This window comes from Flagellimonas sp. 2504JD1-5, from assembly GCF_053618295.1.
The window spans coordinates 787,995-807,216 of sequence record NZ_JBSIOU010000001.1; the positions used below are offsets into that span (position 1 = coordinate 787,995).

Sequence of the window (19,222 nt, forward strand, 5' to 3'; positions counted from 1 at the left end):
TGAAACCAGGCCAGATTTGCAGATGAAGGTAGGTAAAGATGAAATTCATGTGAATTGTAACACATGTGGTAAAATGGATAGCAAGCACATCAATAGAATTACTGCGGTGGTTGACAATAGAGTTATGTTGGCCGGAATTATAACTGGGATTATTGCGACTATTGTTCTTTGGAATTATTTTGGAGCTATTGCAGTATTTACATTTTGTATTCCCATTATTTTTTGGAGATATGAAAGCAAGAAAGCCCATAGATTTAATACTTACGCTCTAAAAAGAAGATAATGCTGGATAAAAACGGAATCGCAAAGCGAATCGCAAAAGAAGTAAAAGACGGGTATTACGTAAACCTGGGAATTGGAATTCCAACCTTGGTGGCCAATTTTGTTCGAGACGATATTAGTGTTGAGTTTCAAAGTGAAAATGGTGTATTGGGCATGGGCCCATTTCCGTTTGAGGGAGAGGAAGATGCCGACATCATCAATGCTGGAAAACAAACCATAACAACCTTGCCTGGAGCTTCTTTTTTTGATTCTGCCACCAGTTTTGGGATGATTAGGGGCCAACATGTGGACCTGACCATATTGGGAGCGATGGAAGTAGCCGAAAACGGTGATATTGCCAATTGGAAAATCCCCGGCAAGATGGTGAAGGGCATGGGAGGAGCCATGGATTTAGTTGCCTCTGCCGAGAATATTATCGTGGCCATGATGCATACCAATAAAGCTGGGCAATCGAAATTGCTTAAACAATGTTCATTGCCATTAACTGGAGTGGGTTGTGTCAAAAAAATTGTTACCAATTTGGCCGTTTTGGAAGTCACAGAAAATGGATTTAAACTTTTGGAAAGAGCTCCAGGCGTTTCTGTAGATGAAATTGTGCAGGCGACAGAAGGTAAACTTGAGGTTAACGGAGATATTCCTGAGATGGAGGTTTAAATAGGAAATCCGTTATTCAACTTTTATCAATCACTTCTTTTTGTCATAATAACAATACCAGTTGACCAATTCATTTTGGTCATGGTAAAATCCGTTCTAGCTTCTAATTTAAAAATCAAGTTCTTGGCATTCTCGTCATGCCCTTCAGGCCAGTTGGGTTGTTTTACCATATCATCAATCACATAAAATCCACCCGGGTTAACAAGATCAAGAACTTCGCTCAACTCACTATATTTCCCTGGCCAGGCATCAGCAAATACCAAATCGAATTTTTCACCTTGATAATTATTGATCCAAGTGCTACCATCTTCACAAACAATGGTAACATTGGGATGGTCCTTAAAAAAATCTTTGGTGATTCCAACCAACTCTTGGTCGTTATCAATGGATGTCATTCTGGAGTCCTTGCACATTCCATCAACCATCCATGCCAATGATAGACCAATTCCTGAACCCAACTCAAGAAAATTACCATTTGGTTTGGATGCAACCAGTGTTCTTAACAGCGAACCAACCAATTCATCTGAGGGCATTGAAAATCCAATTTCTTGGGATTTGAGTTGAATCTGAGCAAGATTTTTTGGTTTTTCTGTAGTTTGGGAATCTATCATATTGAGATTGTTTAGTGCAATCTCGTTAAGACCAATGAAGTTGACTGATTTTTATTTCTAGATTTACGACATTCATTGTCCATTTTAGTCTTCTTAATGAAGCTTGGACTTCATGTGTTAATACTTTTTGCTTACAACAAAATCCAACAGTTACACAACAAACATTTTCATATAAAAATAGTTGTATTTAGTTTTGATATTATTGAATTTTTTCCCAAATTAACAACCTAAAAATCAACAGCATGGCACCCAGATTAAACCGACCTTCTTTGGACGATACCGTCCAGGTCTACAGAAACGACTTTTTTACAGGATTTATACTATTGATCAAAAAGCTTTTTATGCTTTAATACTTATAAAACCTAACTGAATCAAGAGCCAACATTATGTTTGGCTCTTTTTTTTGGTTTAATTTGAAGGCTCAAATAAGGATAATGAAACTAAAGCTGCAACAATGTACTTTGGGGGATTTGGAACAATTGATGCAGATTTCAAGGGACACTTTTATTGATGCTTTTGAAAGGGACAATGACCCTATTGACTTTAATTCATATATAGATGAAGCTTTCAGTGAAGAACAACTGCGTTCCGAGCTGGAAAACCAAAACACGGAGTTCTTCTTTGTTTTCTTGGCGAAAGAGCCGATCGGATACTTGAAACTAAATAAAGCAGATGCCCAAACCGACATTAAAGACGGAGAATCTTTAGAGTTGGAGCGAATTTATGTCGTTCAAAAATTTCAAGGAAAAGGAATAGGGAATTGGTTACTACAACAAGTGATTCAGATTGGACAAAAACAAGCTTTGGCCTATATGTGGCTGGGTGTTTGGGAAAAAAATGAGGCTGCAATCCGATTTTACCAAAAGCATGGTTTTCAAAAATTTGGCACCCATCCCTATTATATCGGCAAGGACAAACAAACCGATTGGTTAATGCGCCTCGACCTTTAAATAGCTGTTTAAAAACATGGTATCCCCATGAGCTTGCAGCTTGTGGGCAATTGAGTTTTCATATGCGGCATGCATAAGCAGCGAAATGGCCATGGCGTTGGACTTGGTTAAGCTGTTGGTTCGATACACGACATCCCGAATGGTGGAAAAACTTACGTTGCTCCTCGAAGCGATATTTGCAAAATCGTTTTTGGTTGCATTTCTTCTCAAAATGATGGAAAGTTGCTCACTGATTGGTTTTCCAAAGTCATCTTTGGAAAATACTCTGTCGATGTTGATCACAAGACCTAAATTTTTGATTGAACCCATATTATCTCTTTTATAGTTTATCAATTAATATGATGGGGTCAATTCCTATTTTCTATATTTGGTCTGTAACCCAATTACAGAAATGTATATCCTGACTGCGCAGATTCAAATATACGAAAAATAACTACACATATTTAAGAAAAGTATGCGAACAATTAAGCAGTTAAGACGTAAGAAGGGCATTAGTCAAACCCAATTGGCAGAAATTGTTGGGGTTAGCCTACGCACTGTCCAGAATTATGAGAAAAGAAACGCCAATATTCCAACTAAAAATCTGTCTAAAATTGCGGCCTATTTCGACCTGAGTATTCCCGAATTGTATTTGCAAGAAGAGCATGAAACTTACGCCGAGCAAAAAGCCTTTATAAAACACGGTTGCATTTTCTATCCAATGGAGGATAATAAACACCATGTTTTAACACCTTTGGTACTGGTAGAACGCCAAAAGAACTACATAGAAAGCCTGGCAGAAACCCGTTTGGGCAATAGTCCATATAAAACAGGTTTTATAATCGATTTTTTAGAAGATGACCCGCTTAAGGCTTTCGAAGTCTCAGGCAATTCCATGAACGATGGAAGTATCAATGCAATTCCGAATAAAGCTATTGTATTGGGAGTTAAAAAAAGAAAGGAGAGCTTTACCAAAGAAAACAACATAATGCTTAACAAATCATATGTTTTGGTCTGCAAAGACAGGGTTATCTGTAAAAAAATCTCCGATTTTGATGCTTCAAACAATACCGTTCGCTGTCAAAACTTGAACAAATCCCCCGAATTTCAAGATTTTGATTTAGCCTTGGATGAGGTATTGGAAATATTCAGAATTGTTAAAAAACAATTTTAGATTTGGGCGGTTTAAGTCACACTGAGCCTGTCGAAGTGTCTTTTTTAGTCTAAAATATCTATCCTTCGACGTGCTCAGGATGACTAAATTTGAAGTAAAATTTCAGCAGCCTGATCTAATACATCTTGGGTTTTGGCAAAGCAAAAACGCAGAAACTTTTTATTATAATCTGCACCCGAAAACACAGAAATGGGAATGCTGGCAAGCTTATGTTCCTTAATCAATAGTTCTGCAAAATCAGTATCTCTGTCATCAGTGATATCAGCATAATCCAATAACTGAAAATAAGTGCCGCCCGAAGGGGTCATTTTAAATCTAGAACCTTTAATGGCATTTAGAAAGTAATCCCGTTTCTTCTGATAGAAATTGTTGAGATTGACATAACGCTCAGGATCTTTTAAATATTGGGCCAAAGCAATCTGAATGGCATGGTTCACCGAGAAAACATTGAACTGATGTACTTTCTGAAATTCTTTCATAAGCGCTTTTGGAGCCACACAATATCCCATTTTCCACCCGGTGGCATGAAATGTTTTTCCAAACGAGGAACAAATGATACTGCGAGAGGCCAAATCCGGATATTTGGCAACACTCTCATGTTTCTTTCCATCAAAAACAATATGTTCGTAAACCTCATCACTCAACAAGAGAATATCTGTTCCCTTAAGAATTTCTTGAAGCTGCAGTATGTCACTTTCGGACCAAATGGTTCCGGTTGGGTTATGTGGTGTGTTGATGATGATCATTTTGGTCTTTGATCCGATGGCAGACCTAAACTTGTCCCAGTTCATTTTAAAATCATTGCCCTCCAAAGGTATGGGTACAACCTTACCCCCAAAAAGTTCAATGGCCGGTTCGTAACTATCATATGCCGGTTTAATGACAACAACTTCATCCCCAGAGTGGACAAAGGTTGAAATGGTGCTGAAAATGGCTTGCGTGGCCCCTGCGGTAATGATAATTTCAGATTCAGGGTGATAAGAGTGACCGTACAAACTTTCAATCTTTTCTGAGATTATTTCCCGAAGGGAAAAAACGCCCTGCATTGGAGCATATTGGTTATATCCACTTTTGAAGGCATGGTCCACCAATTCCAAAAGTTTTGGATCAGGGTCAAAATTGGGAAACCCCTGGGACAGGTTTACCGCATTGTGGGTATTTGCCAATTGACCGATGGTGGTGAATATGGTGGTGCCCACATTGGGCAGTTTGGATTTGATTGTATTCATTAAAAGAATGTTTTATCCTATTACAATTTTTGTCAGGTCGAGCACAGTCGAGACCTATTTTGGGAATTGACTATGCAGATTTCTCTGCTGCGCTTCGACTTCGCTCAGCACAAGCTTGCTCGAAGTGACAATTTTACTATTTTAAATTTCATTTATTTTCGAACCCCTGGGTTTTAGCCTTTAATGATTCGACTACTTTATGTAAACAAACATCTAAATTCTTTTTCACCTCGCTCTCCCAAAACCGAAATACGGTATAGCCCATTTCCTCAAGGGCAAGATTCACTTCTTGGTCCCGTTGAATGTTACGTTCTATTTTTGGAATCCAGAATTCGCGGTTGGTTTTTATTTTATGTTTGCGCTCCTCCCAATTGTGCCCGTGCCAAAACTCCCCATCAATAAAAATTACGGTTTTGAATTTGTTAAGGGCGATATCTGGTTTGCCAATTAGTTTTTTATAATCTATACGATACCGGTAGCCTGAAGCCCACAACGCTTTTCTAAAAGCCAATTCCGATTTTGTGTTTTTTCCACGGATTTTGCCCATGATCTTGGAGCGCTCCGGAGTGGTATAAAACCCAGATTCCTCATTAAAACGAGGGACCTTTATACGTTCTTCAGAATACTTTTTGGGCATGGTTCAAGATAGCAAAAACAGAGGCATGTGGGTTTATTTTTGAACGAACTATTTGCGCTGTTTTTTTACAATTTCAAGTTTGTATCCAACCCCATGAACGTTGACAATATTTATCCCATTATCTTCTTTAAACTTCTTTCTCAATTTTGAGATAAACGTGTCCAAACTTCGTCCCACGAAAACCCCCTTATCTTCCCAAACTTCTTTAAGCAGAAAGTCTCGCTTTACAACTTGGTTGGGATTATCGCAGAATATTTGGAGCAACTCAGATTCTTTGGAAGTAAGTTGTATGCTTAGATTATTTTTCACCAATTCATTTTGGTCTTTATAGAATTTGTACTCCCCAATGGTTTCAAAAGATAAGCTATCGTATATTTTGTTCTCCTGCTTCTGTTTGGTCCAATAAATCAAAATTATGCCCATTATACCTAAAAGAACCAATGCATACCACGGGGCGCCAAAGCCTAATCCCATTAATGCAGTATTCTGGTCAAACGATACATTTATCGAATAACATCTTAATGGAAGATTTCGGCCTAGGCATGGAATAATATTTTTTTCCTGGTTGTTGGATACGGAATAGCTATAAGAAACTTCTTTATTGCTGCAATTTATGACCTCTACCAAATAATCATTGGGAAGATTCAAGGCTGTAAAGTCTTTGTTGATTGCCTTTACAAGACTATCGGGAGTTATAATTAGTTCTGTCTGAAACGACAAATGAAAATTATTTTTCGGGGATTCAGTTACCGGCAAAACCAAGGAAGTTGAGTCTTTGCTTTGCAATAGCAGAGAATTTCCTGTATTTCTTAAGGCCACTTTGACCAATTTCGAAAAGGTTTCATCATTTTCATTGAAGGTATATCCACTTATTAGGAAGGAAAGCACCACTAAGAATAGCGCACAAATTAAATAAGTAACAGTTTTCATTTTTATAAACTTCGGGATGCGAAAAATTGCAATTTTTTACACTTCATTTACACTTTATTCACGACTCGAAACCTGCTCGAGTCTAGATTTGTCCAAAAACAAAACAATGAAAAAAATCATCATCTTATTGGTAAGCATCGGCACTATTTCAATAGCGCAAGGACAAGGTAGTATAAAAATCGACACAGAAAAAAGTGTGATCAAATGGAGTGGTTCCAACCTCTTTAAATTTAACCGGCATTACGGAACTGTAAAGTTCTTGAGCGGGGAAATTTCTATGGCCGACCCCGCTAACTTCCCCAGCCCGGAAATTTCCGACAACAGACCCAAAATAGCTGACGGAAAATTTGTTGTGGATATGAACAGCATTGTGAATACCGACGGCAAATACAATGAGATGCTGGTCTCCCACCTTAAGCATAAAGATTTCTTTGATGTTGAAAAGTATCCAACGGCCAAATTGGAGATTCACAAAATAAAACATAGGGACAATGGACAGATGGAAATTGAAGCGCTGTTAACGATAAAAGGAATTTCCCGAACAATAAAGTTCAGTTCCACTATGAAAAAAGGCCCCAAAGGAACCTTGCTTAAATCAAAATTTATAATTGATAGAACCCGATGGGGAATCAATCATGAATCCCAAGGACTGGTCGGAAGCGTCAAGGATGATATTATTTCGGACGCTATCGAGTTTGAGGTAATCATTGTTTTTCGACTACTTTGTTGACGATAAGGATTGAAACATAAAAAACCCAAACTCCATTTGGAATTTGGGTTATTCTTTATGTTGATATATCACCTCGAGAATGTCATCCTGAGCTTGTCGAAGGAAGAATCGAGAGGTCTCGACTGCGCTCGACCTGACAACTATCCTTTTACGCTGGCAGAAAGATATTCCCGATTCATTCGTGCAATATTCTCCAGAGAAATACCTTTAGGACACTCTATCTCACAAGCTCCCGTATTGGTACAGTTTCCAAAACCTTCTAAATCCATTTGGCGCACCATGTTCTGGACACGGTCTGCGGCCTCAACCCTTCCTTGTGGCAATAAGGCGAACTGTGAAACCTTTGCCGAGGTAAACAACATGGCACTTGCATTTTTACAAGCGGCGACACAAGCTCCACAACCAATACAAGTAGCGGCATCCATAGATGCATCGGCATCATGTTTGTTAATTGGAATGGCGTTGGCATCGACCGTATTTCCAGAGGTGTTTACCGAAATATACCCTCCAGCCTGCTGAATGCGGTCAAAAGAGCTTCGGTCCACAATCAAATCCTTGATTACAGGGAACGCCTTTGCTCTAAAAGGTTCAATAACGATAGTATCTCCATCATTGAATTTTCGCATATGCAACTGGCAGGTAGTGATCAATCTATCTGGCCCATGAGGTTCGCCATTGATTTGTAATGAGCATGTTCCACAAATCCCTTCCCTACAATCATGGTCAAATTCTACAGGTTCTTCACCTTTGGAGATGAGCTCTTCATTGAGGATGTCCAGCATTTCCAAAAAAGACATATCTCCTTCAACCCCATCAAGGGTGTAGTCTACCATTTGACCTTTTGAAGAAGCGTCTTTCTGACGCCATATTTTTAATGTTAGCTTCATAACTTTTATTTGTAAGAACGTGTCTTTAATTCAATGTTTTCGTAAACCAAATCTTCCTTGTGCAGTTCCGCATCTTTAGGTTCGCCTTTAAATTCCCAGGCAGCTACGTACTTAAAGTTCTTGTCATCACGAAGTGCTTCGCCTTCTTCAGTCTGGTACTCTTCACGGAAGTGACCTCCACACGATTCGTTTCTATGCAGGGCATCCTTGGCGAACAATTCACCAAGCTCCATAAAATCTGCAACCCTTCCAGCTTTTTCAAGCTCTTGGTTTTTGGAATCCGAGGTTCCAGGAATTTTCACATTTTCCCAGAAATCCTTTCGCAATTCTGAAATCTCCTTGATGGCCTCTTTCAGCTCTTTTTCATTTCTGGACATACCACATTTGTTCCACATGATCTTGCCCAACTTTTTGTGATAATAATCCACGGAGTGGATTCCGGTACCCGACATCAACTTTTCCATACGGTCCCGTACTTCTTTTTCTACGGCATCAAACTCTGGAGAATCTGTAGAAATAGGTCCGGTACGAATATCGTCAGATAAGTAATCGCCAATAGTGTACGGTAGTACAAAATAACCATCGGCCAAACCTTGCATCAATGCCGAAGCACCCAAACGGTTGGCTCCGTGATCACTAAAATTGGCCTCACCAGCGCAATAGCAACCCTCAATGGTTGTCTGTAGATTATAATCGACCCAAAGTCCACCCATGGTATAGTGCACCGCAGGATAGATCATCATTGGGGTTTTGTATGGATTTTCATCCACAATTTTTTCATACATCTGGAAGAGGTTTCCGTACTTCGCTTCTATAACCTCTTCTCCTAATTTGATGATGGTTTCCTTGTCAGGATCTTTAATCCCAGAAGTCAAGGCTTTTTCTTTTCCATAACGCTGAATGGCAGCTGCAAAATCGAGATAAACAGCTTCCCCGGTCTTGTTTACCCCAAAACCAGCATCGCAACGCTCCTTGGCAGCTCTTGAGGCCACATCACGAGGAACCAGATTTCCAAAAGCTGGATACCTTCGTTCCAAATAGTAGTCACGTTCTTCTTCACCCAATTGCGTAGGCTTCAATTTTCCTTCACGGATGGCAACAGCATCTTCCTTGCGTTTTGGCACCCAGATACGACCATCGTTACGAAGCGATTCCGACATCAAGGTCAATTTGGACTGATGTTCTCCTGAAACAGGAATACAAGTTGGATGAATCTGCGTGTAACAAGGATTGGCAAAAAATGCTCCTTTACGGTGCGCGCGCCAAGCGGCAGTTACATTACTTCCCATGGCATTTGTGGATAGGAAGAAAACATTGCCGTATCCGCCAGTGGCCAACACCACGGCATGGGCACTATGTCTTTGGATTTCTCCAGAAACCAAATCCCTAGCGATGATTCCACGAGCTTTTCCATCCACCAAAACCAAATCCATCATTTCATGACGGTTATAGGCTTTGATTTTTCCACGATTTATTTGACGGTTCATGGCAGCGTAAGCACCCAACAACAATTGTTGTCCAGTCTGTCCCTTGGCATAGAAAGTTCTGGAAACTAAAACCCCTCCGAAGGAGCGGTTGTCCAAAAGGCCTCCATATTCACGTGCAAATGGAACTCCTTGTGCAACGCATTGATCTATGATATTTACAGATTCCTCTGCCAAACGATATACGTTGGCTTCTCTGGATCGGTAGTCACCACCTTTAATGGTGTCATAAAACAAGCGGTAATGGCTATCACCATCGCCTTGGTAGTTTTTAGCGGCATTGATTCCACCCTGGGCGGCAATGGAATGCGCACGACGCGGGGAATCTTGATAGCAAAATGTCTTTACGTTATAACCCAACTCAGCCAAGGTAGCCGCTGCGGCACCTCCGGCCAAACCGGTTCCGACAACAATGACATCAATGTTTCTTTTGTTGGCCGGGTTGACCAGGTCAATCTCATTTTTATGTTTGGTCCATTTATCGGCCAAGGGACCGGATGGAATTTTAGAATCCAATATGCCCATAATTAATGTGTTATTGGGTTAAGATGATGGTACAAAGCAATAAAAGCAAAAGCCAGTGGTACCACTATTGCGAATAGTTTTGTAAATGTTTTTAGCGCTGGGGTATATTTATTGTTAACCCCCATACTTTGAAGTGATGAAGAAAAGCCATGACATAGATGCAAGCTCAACAATACAAATGAAACTACATAAATAATTGTACGCCAAAAGGGCTCAAATTTCTCTACGGTTTCGGCATAATAACGAGTAGGGTTTTCAGGATTCACCTCAATATACTTATAGGTCATTTCATGAATCCAGAAATCGTAAAAATGAAGTCCCAAAAAAGCCAAGATTACAAGTCCTGAGTAAATCATGTTTCTAGACACCCATGATGCATTGGCACTACCTTTATATTGTTCATAGCTTACCCCACGGGCATTTCTGTTTTGAATTTCGAGCACAAAACCCATAACAAAGTGCACAATCACTCCGGCAATCAAAATGGGCTGCATGAGGTATTGCACTAAAACATTATATCCCATAAAATGGGAGGCTTCATTAAAAAAATCTGGAGATATAACGGATGCTAGGTTGATGGTGACATGAATAACAAGAAAAGTTACTAGGAAAAGTCCCGAAAGTGCCATCACTACTTTACGGGCAATCGAAGATTTTATCAATCCACTCATTAGTGTTGGTTTTAACTACAAATTTACGGTACGGCCTAGTTTTTAACAAGCATTGAAGCTTGTAAAAGAGGTTATTTAGACCGATTTTAAGCTGTTTATAATTTTCTGGGGCCAATTGATGAAAAAGGATTTCCTTGGCTCATGGAACTTGGTCGCATTTATAGTTTAAAATTTCAATTATAACGGCGATTTTGCAAATTTTATCGGATATTAAGATCGTTTTTGATTAAACCAAACTAAGTGGACATTGCCATTTTATCTGTAAGCCTTAATGTGCACTCTACAAAAAGAATTGTGGAGGAAGGGCAAAAAGCAGGTCATTATATCGAATTGATCGACCATACCAAATGCTCTGTGAAATTGGGCGAAGGGAAACCACAAATTTTTTTGGGAGAGGAAAATGTCACCAATGAGTTTGATGCTATAATTCCCAGGATTGGCGCAAAAGTAACCCGCCATGGAGCGGCCATTGTGAAGCAGTTTGAAATGAACAATGTGTTTAGTACGGCCAGATCGTTGGGAATAATGAGAGCAAGGAACAAGGTAAGAACCTTGCAGATCATGGCTCGCAAAGGAATTCCAATACCGGAGACCCTTTTTTCCATCAACCCAAATAACATTGGGGAACAGATTGAATTATTGGGAGGGCCTCCGGTAATCATAAAACTTCAGGAAGGGACACATGGAAGCGGCGTTATTTTGGCCGAGAGCAAAAAATCGGCAAAATCCATTATCGATACCTTTTATAAAATGGACACGAGCATCTTGCTCCAAAAGTATATTGAAGAAGCCAATGGGGAAGATATCCGGATAATAGTTGTGGGTAATAAAGTTGTGGCGAGCATGAAACGCATAAGTGAACTTGATGATTTTAGGTCCAACGTGCACCGAGGTGCTGAAACCGAAGCCATCAAACCTACGGCCAAAGAGCAATTTATTGCTTTAAATGCAACTAAATATCTGGGCTTGGGAGTAGCTGGCGTCGATTTGATGCGGTCCAAAAAAGGACCGGTCTTGATTGAGGTGAATGCGTCACCTGGCCTTCAAGGTATTGAGGGTGCAACAGGAATCAATGTTGCTAAACATATTATTCAATTTGTGGAAAAAAATGGGCGAAGAGGAAGAAAATAAGACCATCACCATAAATGGAGCGGCCATTTCCCCTGGACAGAATAGTCTGGTTCGCATAGGAATTTCAAGATTGCCAACAGGAACACTTATTGATATTCCCGTACATGTTTTTAATGGGAAAAAGGCGGGGCCCACTGTACTCGTTCAGGCTGGATTGCATGGCGATGAGATCAATGGAGTGGAAACTTTAAGGCGCATGCTCCAAGAGAATTCATTCAGTATAAAGAAAGGAGCAGTCATAGTGGTGCCAATCCTCAATATTTTTGGATTTATTCATTTTTCAAGGGATGTTCCTGATGGAAAAGATGTCAACCGAAGCTTTCCAGGTACAAAAACAGGCTCATTGGCGAGTAGAATTGCCCATACGTATACTTCGGAGATTTTACCTCAAATCGATTTTGGTATCGATTTGCATACAGGTGGAAGTCAGCGGCATAATTATCCGCAGATTCGCTATTCCGCTGAAGATACCAAGAGCAAGGAGTTGGCTGAAATTTTTAATGCGCCATTCTATTTTGCCTCACGGCAAATCAATGGCTCGTTCAGAAAAACCACTTTTAAAATGGGAATACCAACAATCGTATTTGAGGCAGGGGAGAGTATGCGATTCGATGAAGAATCCATTCAAAAAGGGATTGAAGGAATCCAAAATGTGTTGGCCGGTCTCGGAATGATTCCCAAAAAAGGATTGGCAAAACAAAAACCATCATTGCATTTAAACTATATTAGATGGATTCGAGCTCCGAGGGCAGGAATGTTTGTACCTGAAGTTAAAAATGGGGAACAAGTTATCAAGGGACAAATTTTAGGGCAGGTAACGGATACCTATGCAAAGAAAAATAAGAAAATAAAAGCACCTTTTGATGGCCATGTGTTTTGTATCAATAATCAAGCAGTGGTCAATCAAGGTGATGCCCTTTTCCATATTGGAAGATTAACAACCAAATAAAAATCATGAAAAAATCAACCTTTTTTATGGGAGCAATGCTTGTTGCAGCTACCTTAATTTTTTCTCACGGATGCAAATCCAAAGAGAACCAATCAATAACACTTTTTGAAGAGAACAGCGACACATGGTTTGTTGATGGAGACTCAAAATGGGAATTTGTGAACAATGAGCTTATCGGGGTGGCCGATAGCACTTCGGGATTCATAATTACCCATGATAAATACCGAAATTTTGAGTTGAATCTGGAATTTCAACCGGACAGCACCATCAATTCTGGAGTTTTTGTGCAATGTGCAAGACCAGAAATGTCGGCTGAAGACTGTCATGAACTCAATATTTGGGATTTGCATCCGAATCAGGACTTTAGGACGGGATCCATTGTGACGAAGGTAAAGCCCTATGAGATTGTGGAAACCTTAAATAAATGGAACACCTATAAAGCTGTTACGGAAAATGGAAACATAAAAGTCTATGTGAACGACGTACTAACCTCCAGTATTGAAAAGGATACTCTCATGGAAGGGCATATTGGACTTCAGGCCATGGGAAATGGAACCATAAAATTCAGAAAAGTGAGGCTTAAAAAGATGTAGTACAATCAACAAGCCGTTAAACCAAGTCTTTTTTGGCATTTATTTGCGCCATGCTCCACGCAATAGCATCGTCAAGATTTGAAAATTGTTGGATGCTATTCCTAAAAAACATTTTCTCCATAATAAGGCTGGCAAGTCCACTTTTGTTATAGCTCACTACAGAATAAAACTCGAGCTGGTGTCTATGGGTATAGAATTTTAACCAATCTGCTGCTACAATTGAGTAGGTATTGATTCGATTGGAGATGTATGCAATGGGGACATCTTTTCCGATGACCTCGTAGGCCGCATTGATTACTTTTTGTGCCATGGCCCAATTGAAAACCACTCCTTCCTTTACTTCGGAAATGACAAGACCATCAAAAAAATAAAAGACACCAAATTCGCACTCCCGGATTTCCCGGATGTTCTTGAAGAATTCTATTTCTTTTACACTTTGCATTACCAAACTATCTAAATACTACTTCTTTAGAAAAAGAAGGAAGAAGCTTATAAAGATATGAATTCTTGAACTTTGTTTTCTTTTTGACAACTATAAATAACTCAACCACCACTTTTCCCGATGGTTGGTTTTATAATTGTTGTACCAACTGCAAATGGGATAGAGGGCGATGGTCAGAACAATCCAAATGAGATAAACTACCCAGAGTTGGAAACCATATCCCTGTAGTTGGGGTTGCAATGTTATCCAAAGGTCAATGACCATATCGGAAAAACTGAAACCGGTTAGCATGGCGGCAATCACTCCAAAAAAGTGAATTACATATAAATGAACAATGTAAAAGAACATGGGGACCCGGCCAATGACGACCAATTTTTCCGATAGCCAATTTTGCCAATTTTCGACCAGCGCCAAAAAAATAATGGATGGCCCCAAGGTTATCAATAAATAAAGTAGTGACGGAGGATACTTGGCCACATTAAAAAAGGAAGCTATGGTCATACCTATTGAATCTTGTTCAGACCAAGGAACAAGATCACCATAGACATTGATTGCTCTAAGCGCAAAAAACAATATGGTGATTCCCAATCCCATTTGAAACAACCGCTTGATTCTTAGTTTTGGGTCAACAGAGGGTTTATAAAGTTCACCAAAATAATAACCCAAGGGCATTACAAATATCCATGGAATCATGGGATAGCCGACAAAAACCTGAAAACTTCCAAAATCAATCAAATTAAATACATGTAAAAAGGTCCAAATACCTGATGCAATAGGGTCGGTAGGTGCAATTGCATCCAGTAAATTATGTCCGAAGATTGCCACAAGACATAGTCCGATCATGAATTTTTTAGGGAGATGAATGAATCCTGCCAAAAAAATCATGCTTATGCCCAGTACCCAAATCACCTGCAGCACAATGGATGAATAATCCAACTTGAACATCCATGCCAATTTTATGATGGTAAGCTCTGCAATTACCAACCAAACACCCCGTTTCAACAGCCAAATGGACAATGATTTCTTATTTCTACGTTGCCCGACAAAAAAGGCTGAGGTTCCTGCCAAGAAGACGAATACCGGAGCACAGAAATGAGTCACAAAACGAGTCCAAAAGAGCGACACATTGGTTTTGGTCATATCGGCGGGGTCAAAAAGGTAGGCATCAAAATGAAAATAGTCACGAACATGGTCGAGAGCCATAATGACCATGACCAGTCCTCGTAACATGTCTATAGATTTGATTCGTTTTTTTCTAGTGGCTTGCATTATATGAAATTGGGTTGGTATATGTATGGTCTTTCATCTGGACTTATGTAAAGTCCAGTGCGGCGGTCAACTTTTCAAAGCTAAAATTATAAAGAAAGAAGCATATTTATGATACGGATTCTTGCGCTTTTAATCTTCAACTGGATAACCGTAAACTTCAATCCAATCCACCCTGGAGCAGGCATCCGAATTGCCTCCGGGCATCAAGTCTGTCCAGCCGACGGCTTCTACTTTGCTCAAATCTGGATTTTGTACCAGTTTTGTTTCAACGATCAATTCCATGTCCAAAGCCTTCCAAGTAATATCCGAAATATTGAATTCGCGTATTCTCCAATCGGCAGATGGTCCATCGGAAGCATCACTGACCAACCACGTTCCATCAGCAAGTTTAAGAACAATACGAAGTTGACGGAAACCGGATTGTTTTGACCTCCATTTAATCTTTCCAAATTTGGACAGGTCGACATGTTTGGAGCGATGTTTTAATGTAACCGCCCAGGTACTTCGGCATAATCCCGACCAAACATAATAAGGATCATCCTTGGGCGTATCATGATGACTTTTCTTGAGCTGGCCTGAATCTTCACCATATAAACTGATGACCACATCCTCATTGTTGATATGCTTTTGGCTTACAGGTATTTCGGCAGGAGTTTCCTTAAAATCCTCTCGAAAGAAAAGTTTTGGCCGTTCTTGCGCAAATAGCGCACATTGAATAAACAGGAAAAAGTATATGAAGTATCTCATTCTTCTATTATAAATTCAATTTTTTCGGCTTTTCCATTTGCAGAGATTTCAACTACATAATTGCCTTGGGGCAAATAGGTTTTTCCATCTTTGGCTTCTTCCAGTTTCATTTTGTTCTTTTTAAGGAAATTACTTTTTCCTTTTTTGGTAAAGGCCAGGTCATAGGACAGAATATTCAAGCCTTTATCGGCCTGTATTTCTGTTGAACTTACTTCGGTTCCATTCAAGGTCATCACTTTGGCGATACAGGGTCCAGCTGCGAAACAATAAAAATTGACATCCAGCCCAGGGGTGTTGGGTTTTGACCAGGTGTATGATATATTGCCCCAGTTTTTGGAGTGTTTAATGTTTCCAACATCAAAAACGACCAACTCTTTGGAAAGGACATCCGAATTCATTTGCTGAAGTGTTGAAATATCCGCTTTATAGATACTTCTGCCATGTGTGCCAATCAATAAGTGTTTGGCTTCGGGTTGAATTACCAAGTCATGAATCGCAACATTGGGGATTCCGTTTTGGAATAGTTCCCATGATTGACCGCGATCGAAACTTGCATAGAGGCCATTATCGGTTCCTGCAAACAACAGATTTTCATTTTCCGGATCTTCAACCAAAGCGTTGACCGGGGAAGTTGGGATATTGCTAGAGATATTTTTCCAACTTTTCCCATAATCATCACTTACATATATATAAGGAGTGAAATCATCCCAACGATAACCGTTCAAAGTGACATAAACTCTTTCCTTTTTGTGTTTGGACGCAACTACTTCACTTACCCATAAATCCTTTGGAAAGGAATTGGAGATTTTTTCCCAACTACCACCAGCATTTTTTGAAACATGAACCAAACCATCGTCACTACCTGCATAGATCAAACCAAACTTAAAAGGTGATTCCGAAATTGAAGTTAGGGTTCCGTAGGCAACATTTCCTTTTCTACCTCCTTGGGTAAGATCATCGGAGATGGCTTCCCAATCGTCACCTTGGTTTAATGAACGATGCAATTTGTTGCTTCCTAAATATAAAATATCCTGATTGTGCTTCGATAGGAATATGGGCGTCTGCCAATTAAATCGATACGGAGATTCACCCAATTCATGTTTGGGTTGAATGTATTTTTGACTGCCATCATCAAGATTCAACCGATAATAATTTCCGAATTGAAAACCGGTATAAACGATATCCGAATTTCTATTGTCAATCTGTACTTGCATGCCATCTCCACCCATAATCATCTTCCATGGATTTTTACCTGACTGATGCCATTGTCTATCTTCCTTACTGTTATGGGCTCCCTTCCATACCCCATTATCCTGCAATCCACCATATACATTATAGGGTTTTTCATGGTCTATATTAATAGCGTAAAACTGGCCTACGGTTGGGGAATTGTTCTTCATCCAATTGTCTCCGTCGTCGTAGGTAATGTTGACGCCGCCATCATTTCCATTGATGAGGTGCCCCGGTTTTTTAGGATTTATCCAAAGCGCATGATGATCAGCATGCACATTTTCCTTGTTGATTGAAGTATAGGTATTTCCACTATCCTCAGATTTGATCAATGGAACCCCGGCCAAATAAATATGGTCCTTATTATTGGGATCAACCCGAATCTGTGCAAAATAATAGCCGTAACTATAAAAAAGATCATCAATATACTCCTTGTTCATTTTTTTCCATGAGGTACCGGCATTGTCACTACGATACACTTCCGCTCCTGTCACAGGGGTGTCGAATAAAAGAGAATTGGCATTCTCCAAATACTTGGTCAAATCGATGGGTTTTACCGCCCCACTTCGAACCATTTGTTTTACATTTTCGGCGCGATATTTTTCTTGGAAACCATTAGTCTTGAGGTAGTCGTTCAACTTTTTATCATCTAAAGCAAGAAAAGTTTCAGTGTTCATGGATTTAAAATCATCCTTGGTTAGACCATCTTCTTTCTTTTTGGACTTTTGCTCTCGTCTAAACTGACTGTCGTGAACGGCATAAACCGTATTGTCATCAAAAACCACCAATCCAATTCGGCCAACACCCTCTCCCGTCGGGAACCCACTTCCTTCGGAAGTGACCAAAGCCCAGCTGGCACCTCCATCAACACTTTTGTAAATCCCTGAAGCGGCACCATTGCCGGAAAAGTTCCATGCCTTTCTATCTTTTTCCCAGGCCGCGGCATATTGAATGTTGAAGTTGTCCGGGGAATGGGCAACATCAATAATTCCCGTGGCATCGTTAACAAAAAGAGTTCGTGTCCATGAATTGCCGCCATCCATGGTTTTGTAGATGCCCCTTTCTTGGTTTGGGGAATACAAATGACCGGTAACTCCGACCACAATATCATTGGGGTTGTTCGGATTGATTAAGATTCTTCCAATATGATGCGAATCGTGAAGACCCATATTTTTCCATGTCTTTCCTTTATCCGTAGATTTTAAAATGCCAATTCCAGCATAAGATGAGCGGGACGAATTGTTTTCACCGGTTCCTACCCAAATTGTTCCCGTTTTCCAATCCACAGCGATATCTCCAATATTTTGGGTGTTGGAATTGTCTAGAATGGGTTCAAATGAAATTCCATTGGAGGTAGTATGCCATAATCCTCCGGAAGCATAGGCAACGTAAAACTCAGTAGGATCATCGGGGTTCACTTCCAAATCAACCACACGTCCGCTCATTACCGACGGGCCAATATTTTTTATGGGAATGTTTTTGAGCAATGAGGTTTCAGCCATTTTAGACTTTTGGATCAAGCCCTGCATAACTTTATCAGCAGCAGTAGAAGTCTGTTGGGCAAGGGTACTTTGGAAAAGTAAAATAAGGCAGAAAAAGAAAAGTTTCTTCATGAAAATCAGGGTTAAATTCTTTTGATCAAGGTATGAATAACTAGCGGCAGGAACAAACCAAGAAAATTGAATTATTCAAAAGTATAAATTGATAAAATGAAATTTTATTAATATAGATTTTGTCATATTCATAAAAAAATTCTTATTTTCTACGAATTAACCATTATAAACTATAAATATGGAAGAGTACTTACCGTTGATTATTCAACTAATTTCTGGCGCCGTAGGCGGTAATCTAGCAGCTAAATTATTGCCCAAACTGAATTTGGGAACATTGGGTAATTCCATTTCTGGAATCCTTGGTGGTGGATTGGGAGGATATCTTTTGGGTATGCTCGGTCTAGGAACAGATGGAGGAATGGATGTATCCGGAATTCTGGGAAGCATTGCTGGCGGTGGTGTTGGCGGTGGTGTTATTATGGCCATTGTGGGTGCGATTAAAGGAGCCATGTCCAAATAACCCGATTATACAAAGTATAAAAGGAGCCATATTGGCTCCTTTTTT

General features: G+C 39.8%; 21 protein-coding genes. 9 read left to right on the top strand and 12 right to left on the bottom strand.

The annotated features are described in order from the left end of the window. Nucleotides 1-16: 16 nt before the first annotated feature. Both ACULLG_RS03550 and ACULLG_RS03555 read left to right on the top strand, forming a co-directional pair. Nucleotides 17-283, top strand: coding sequence for a hypothetical protein (locus ACULLG_RS03550; protein ID WP_452125387.1), 267 nt, complete (start codon nt 17-19; stop codon nt 281-283). Beyond that, nucleotides 283-936: a CoA transferase subunit B gene (locus ACULLG_RS03555; protein ID WP_452125388.1), complete on the top strand. Its 654-nt coding sequence runs from the start codon at nt 283-285 to the stop codon at nt 934-936. Before ACULLG_RS03550 ends, ACULLG_RS03555 begins: the two co-directional genes overlap by 1 nt. A gap of 26 nt (nt 937-962) precedes the next feature. Here ACULLG_RS03555 and ACULLG_RS03560 read toward each other — a convergent pair whose 3' ends face one another. Next, a complete protein-coding gene (locus ACULLG_RS03560) occupies nt 963-1,547 on the bottom strand; it encodes an O-methyltransferase (RefSeq protein WP_452125389.1) in 585 nt (194 codons plus the stop codon). Nucleotides 1,548-1,981: 434 nt separating this feature from the next. Between ACULLG_RS03560 and ACULLG_RS03565 the strand changes: the two genes are divergently transcribed. Continuing rightward, nucleotides 1,982-2,497 (top strand): GNAT family N-acetyltransferase, encoded by a 516-nt coding sequence (locus ACULLG_RS03565; RefSeq protein WP_452125390.1) that lies wholly within the window; start codon nt 1,982-1,984, stop codon nt 2,495-2,497. Here the strand turns inward: ACULLG_RS03565 and ACULLG_RS03570 are convergent. Then, nucleotides 2,477-2,806, bottom strand: coding sequence for a hypothetical protein (locus tag ACULLG_RS03570; protein ID WP_452125391.1), 330 nt, complete (start codon nt 2,804-2,806; stop codon nt 2,477-2,479). The two genes, ACULLG_RS03565 and ACULLG_RS03570, sit on opposite strands and share 21 nt — an antisense overlap. A 145-nt stretch (nt 2,807-2,951) precedes the next feature. Between ACULLG_RS03570 and ACULLG_RS03575 the strand changes: the two genes are divergently transcribed. After that, the gene (locus tag ACULLG_RS03575; protein ID WP_452125392.1) at nt 2,952-3,650 is read left to right on the top strand and encodes a helix-turn-helix domain-containing protein; all 699 of its coding nucleotides are present in this window, start codon (nt 2,952-2,954) and stop codon (nt 3,648-3,650) included. Nucleotides 3,651-3,733: 83 nt separating this feature from the next. Here ACULLG_RS03575 and ACULLG_RS03580 read toward each other — a convergent pair whose 3' ends face one another. From ACULLG_RS03580 to ACULLG_RS03590, 3 genes are all read right to left on the bottom strand, one after another. Then, nucleotides 3,734-4,879 (bottom strand): methionine aminotransferase, encoded by a 1,146-nt coding sequence (locus ACULLG_RS03580; protein ID WP_452125393.1) that lies wholly within the window; start codon nt 4,877-4,879, stop codon nt 3,734-3,736. Nucleotides 4,880-5,027: 148 nt separating this feature from the next. Next, the gene (locus ACULLG_RS03585) at nt 5,028-5,516 is read right to left on the bottom strand and encodes a very short patch repair endonuclease (RefSeq protein ID WP_452125394.1); all 489 of its coding nucleotides are present in this window, start codon (nt 5,514-5,516) and stop codon (nt 5,028-5,030) included. Between the two features lie 48 nt (nt 5,517-5,564). Further along, the gene (locus ACULLG_RS03590) at nt 5,565-6,446 is read right to left on the bottom strand and encodes a winged helix-turn-helix domain-containing protein (protein ID WP_452125395.1); all 882 of its coding nucleotides are present in this window, start codon (nt 6,444-6,446) and stop codon (nt 5,565-5,567) included. A gap of 106 nt (nt 6,447-6,552) precedes the next feature. Here ACULLG_RS03590 and ACULLG_RS03595 point away from each other — a divergent pair, with 106 nt between their 5' ends. Beyond that, complete coding sequence (locus tag ACULLG_RS03595; protein ID WP_452125396.1) at nt 6,553-7,176, top strand: YceI family protein; 624 nt, start codon at nt 6,553-6,555, stop codon at nt 7,174-7,176. A gap of 140 nt (nt 7,177-7,316) precedes the next feature. Here the strand turns inward: ACULLG_RS03595 and ACULLG_RS03600 are convergent, their stop codons facing one another. Genes ACULLG_RS03600 through ACULLG_RS03610 form a run of 3 tightly spaced genes read right to left on the bottom strand, consistent with a single transcriptional unit; the run spans nt 7,317 to nt 10,743 of the window. Then, a complete protein-coding gene (locus tag ACULLG_RS03600; protein WP_452125397.1) occupies nt 7,317-8,063 on the bottom strand; it encodes a succinate dehydrogenase/fumarate reductase iron-sulfur subunit in 747 nt (248 codons plus the stop codon). A gap of 5 nt (nt 8,064-8,068) precedes the next feature. Then, a complete protein-coding gene (locus ACULLG_RS03605; RefSeq protein WP_452125398.1) occupies nt 8,069-10,072 on the bottom strand; it encodes a fumarate reductase/succinate dehydrogenase flavoprotein subunit in 2,004 nt (667 codons plus the stop codon). 2 nt (nt 10,073-10,074) lie between these two features. Next, the gene (locus ACULLG_RS03610; protein ID WP_452125399.1) at nt 10,075-10,743 is read right to left on the bottom strand and encodes a succinate dehydrogenase cytochrome b subunit; all 669 of its coding nucleotides are present in this window, start codon (nt 10,741-10,743) and stop codon (nt 10,075-10,077) included. A gap of 240 nt (nt 10,744-10,983) precedes the next feature. On the opposite strand from ACULLG_RS03610, the gene ACULLG_RS03615 reads away from it, so the two are divergent. From ACULLG_RS03615 to ACULLG_RS03625, 3 genes are read left to right on the top strand one after another with little or no spacing between them, the layout of a single operon-like run. Then, a complete protein-coding gene (locus ACULLG_RS03615; protein ID WP_452125400.1) occupies nt 10,984-11,874 on the top strand; it encodes a RimK family alpha-L-glutamate ligase in 891 nt (296 codons plus the stop codon). After that, nucleotides 11,852-12,823, top strand: coding sequence for a succinylglutamate desuccinylase/aspartoacylase family protein (locus tag ACULLG_RS03620; protein ID WP_452125401.1), 972 nt, complete (start codon nt 11,852-11,854; stop codon nt 12,821-12,823). The genes ACULLG_RS03615 and ACULLG_RS03620 overlap by 23 nt, the downstream gene beginning before the upstream one ends. A 5-nt stretch (nt 12,824-12,828) precedes the next feature. Further along, nucleotides 12,829-13,416, top strand: a complete 588-nt coding sequence (locus ACULLG_RS03625) for a 3-keto-disaccharide hydrolase (protein ID WP_452125402.1) — start codon at nt 12,829-12,831, stop codon at nt 13,414-13,416. A gap of 16 nt (nt 13,417-13,432) precedes the next feature. Here ACULLG_RS03625 and ACULLG_RS03630 read toward each other — a convergent pair whose 3' ends face one another. The 4 genes from ACULLG_RS03630 to ACULLG_RS03645 all read right to left on the bottom strand — a co-directional run bounded on the left by ACULLG_RS03630 (nt 13,433) and on the right by ACULLG_RS03645 (nt 18,717). Next, nucleotides 13,433-13,858: a hypothetical protein gene (locus ACULLG_RS03630; protein WP_452125403.1), complete on the bottom strand. Its 426-nt coding sequence runs from the start codon at nt 13,856-13,858 to the stop codon at nt 13,433-13,435. Nucleotides 13,859-13,948: 90 nt separating this feature from the next. Next, the gene (locus tag ACULLG_RS03635) at nt 13,949-15,127 is read right to left on the bottom strand and encodes a DUF1624 domain-containing protein (RefSeq protein ID WP_452125404.1); all 1,179 of its coding nucleotides are present in this window, start codon (nt 15,125-15,127) and stop codon (nt 13,949-13,951) included. A 129-nt stretch (nt 15,128-15,256) separates the two neighbouring features. Then, nucleotides 15,257-15,874: a hypothetical protein gene (locus tag ACULLG_RS03640; RefSeq protein WP_452125405.1), complete on the bottom strand. Its 618-nt coding sequence runs from the start codon at nt 15,872-15,874 to the stop codon at nt 15,257-15,259. After that, on the bottom strand, nt 15,871-18,717 hold the full coding sequence (locus ACULLG_RS03645; protein WP_452125406.1) for a VPS10 domain-containing protein: 2,847 nt from the start codon (nt 18,715-18,717) through the stop codon (nt 15,871-15,873). The genes ACULLG_RS03640 and ACULLG_RS03645 overlap by 4 nt, the downstream gene beginning before the upstream one ends. A gap of 178 nt (nt 18,718-18,895) precedes the next feature. Here ACULLG_RS03645 and ACULLG_RS03650 point away from each other — a divergent pair, with 178 nt between their 5' ends. Beyond that, complete coding sequence (locus tag ACULLG_RS03650) at nt 18,896-19,177, top strand: hypothetical protein (protein ID WP_452125407.1); 282 nt, start codon at nt 18,896-18,898, stop codon at nt 19,175-19,177. The last annotated feature ends 45 nt before the right edge of the window (nt 19,178-19,222 follow it).

Bases quoted from the DNA above. Each gene is read 5' to 3' on its own strand.
- ACULLG_RS03650 (WP_452125407.1), top strand. From the start codon at position 18,896: ATGGAAGAGTACTTACCGTTGATTATTCAACTAATTTCTGGCGCCGTA.
- ACULLG_RS03555 (WP_452125388.1), top strand. From the start codon at position 283: ATGCTGGATAAAAACGGAATCGCAAAGCGAATCGCAAAAGAAGTAAAA.
- ACULLG_RS03620 (WP_452125401.1), top strand. From the start codon at position 11,852: ATGGGCGAAGAGGAAGAAAATAAGACCATCACCATAAATGGAGCGGCC.
- ACULLG_RS03575 (WP_452125392.1), top strand. From the start codon at position 2,952: ATGCGAACAATTAAGCAGTTAAGACGTAAGAAGGGCATTAGTCAAACC.
- ACULLG_RS03560 (WP_452125389.1), bottom strand. From the start codon at position 1,547: ATGATAGATTCCCAAACTACAGAAAAACCAAAAAATCTTGCTCAGATT.
- ACULLG_RS03630 (WP_452125403.1), bottom strand. From the start codon at position 13,858: ATGCAAAGTGTAAAAGAAATAGAATTCTTCAAGAACATCCGGGAAATC.
- ACULLG_RS03600 (WP_452125397.1), bottom strand. From the start codon at position 8,063: ATGAAGCTAACATTAAAAATATGGCGTCAGAAAGACGCTTCTTCAAAA.
- ACULLG_RS03640 (WP_452125405.1), bottom strand. From the start codon at position 15,874: ATGAGATACTTCATATACTTTTTCCTGTTTATTCAATGTGCGCTATTT.
- ACULLG_RS03645 (WP_452125406.1), bottom strand. From the start codon at position 18,717: ATGAAGAAACTTTTCTTTTTCTGCCTTATTTTACTTTTCCAAAGTACC.
- ACULLG_RS03625 (WP_452125402.1), top strand. From the start codon at position 12,829: ATGAAAAAATCAACCTTTTTTATGGGAGCAATGCTTGTTGCAGCTACC.
- ACULLG_RS03585 (WP_452125394.1), bottom strand. From the start codon at position 5,516: ATGCCCAAAAAGTATTCTGAAGAACGTATAAAGGTCCCTCGTTTTAAT.
- ACULLG_RS03605 (WP_452125398.1), bottom strand. From the start codon at position 10,072: ATGGGCATATTGGATTCTAAAATTCCATCCGGTCCCTTGGCCGATAAA.
- ACULLG_RS03610 (WP_452125399.1), bottom strand. From the start codon at position 10,743: ATGAGTGGATTGATAAAATCTTCGATTGCCCGTAAAGTAGTGATGGCA.
- ACULLG_RS03570 (WP_452125391.1), bottom strand. From the start codon at position 2,806: ATGGGTTCAATCAAAAATTTAGGTCTTGTGATCAACATCGACAGAGTA.
- ACULLG_RS03635 (WP_452125404.1), bottom strand. From the start codon at position 15,127: ATGCAAGCCACTAGAAAAAAACGAATCAAATCTATAGACATGTTACGA.
- ACULLG_RS03580 (WP_452125393.1), bottom strand. From the start codon at position 4,879: ATGAATACAATCAAATCCAAACTGCCCAATGTGGGCACCACCATATTC.
- ACULLG_RS03590 (WP_452125395.1), bottom strand. From the start codon at position 6,446: ATGAAAACTGTTACTTATTTAATTTGTGCGCTATTCTTAGTGGTGCTT.
- ACULLG_RS03565 (WP_452125390.1), top strand. From the start codon at position 1,982: ATGAAACTAAAGCTGCAACAATGTACTTTGGGGGATTTGGAACAATTG.
- ACULLG_RS03595 (WP_452125396.1), top strand. From the start codon at position 6,553: ATGAAAAAAATCATCATCTTATTGGTAAGCATCGGCACTATTTCAATA.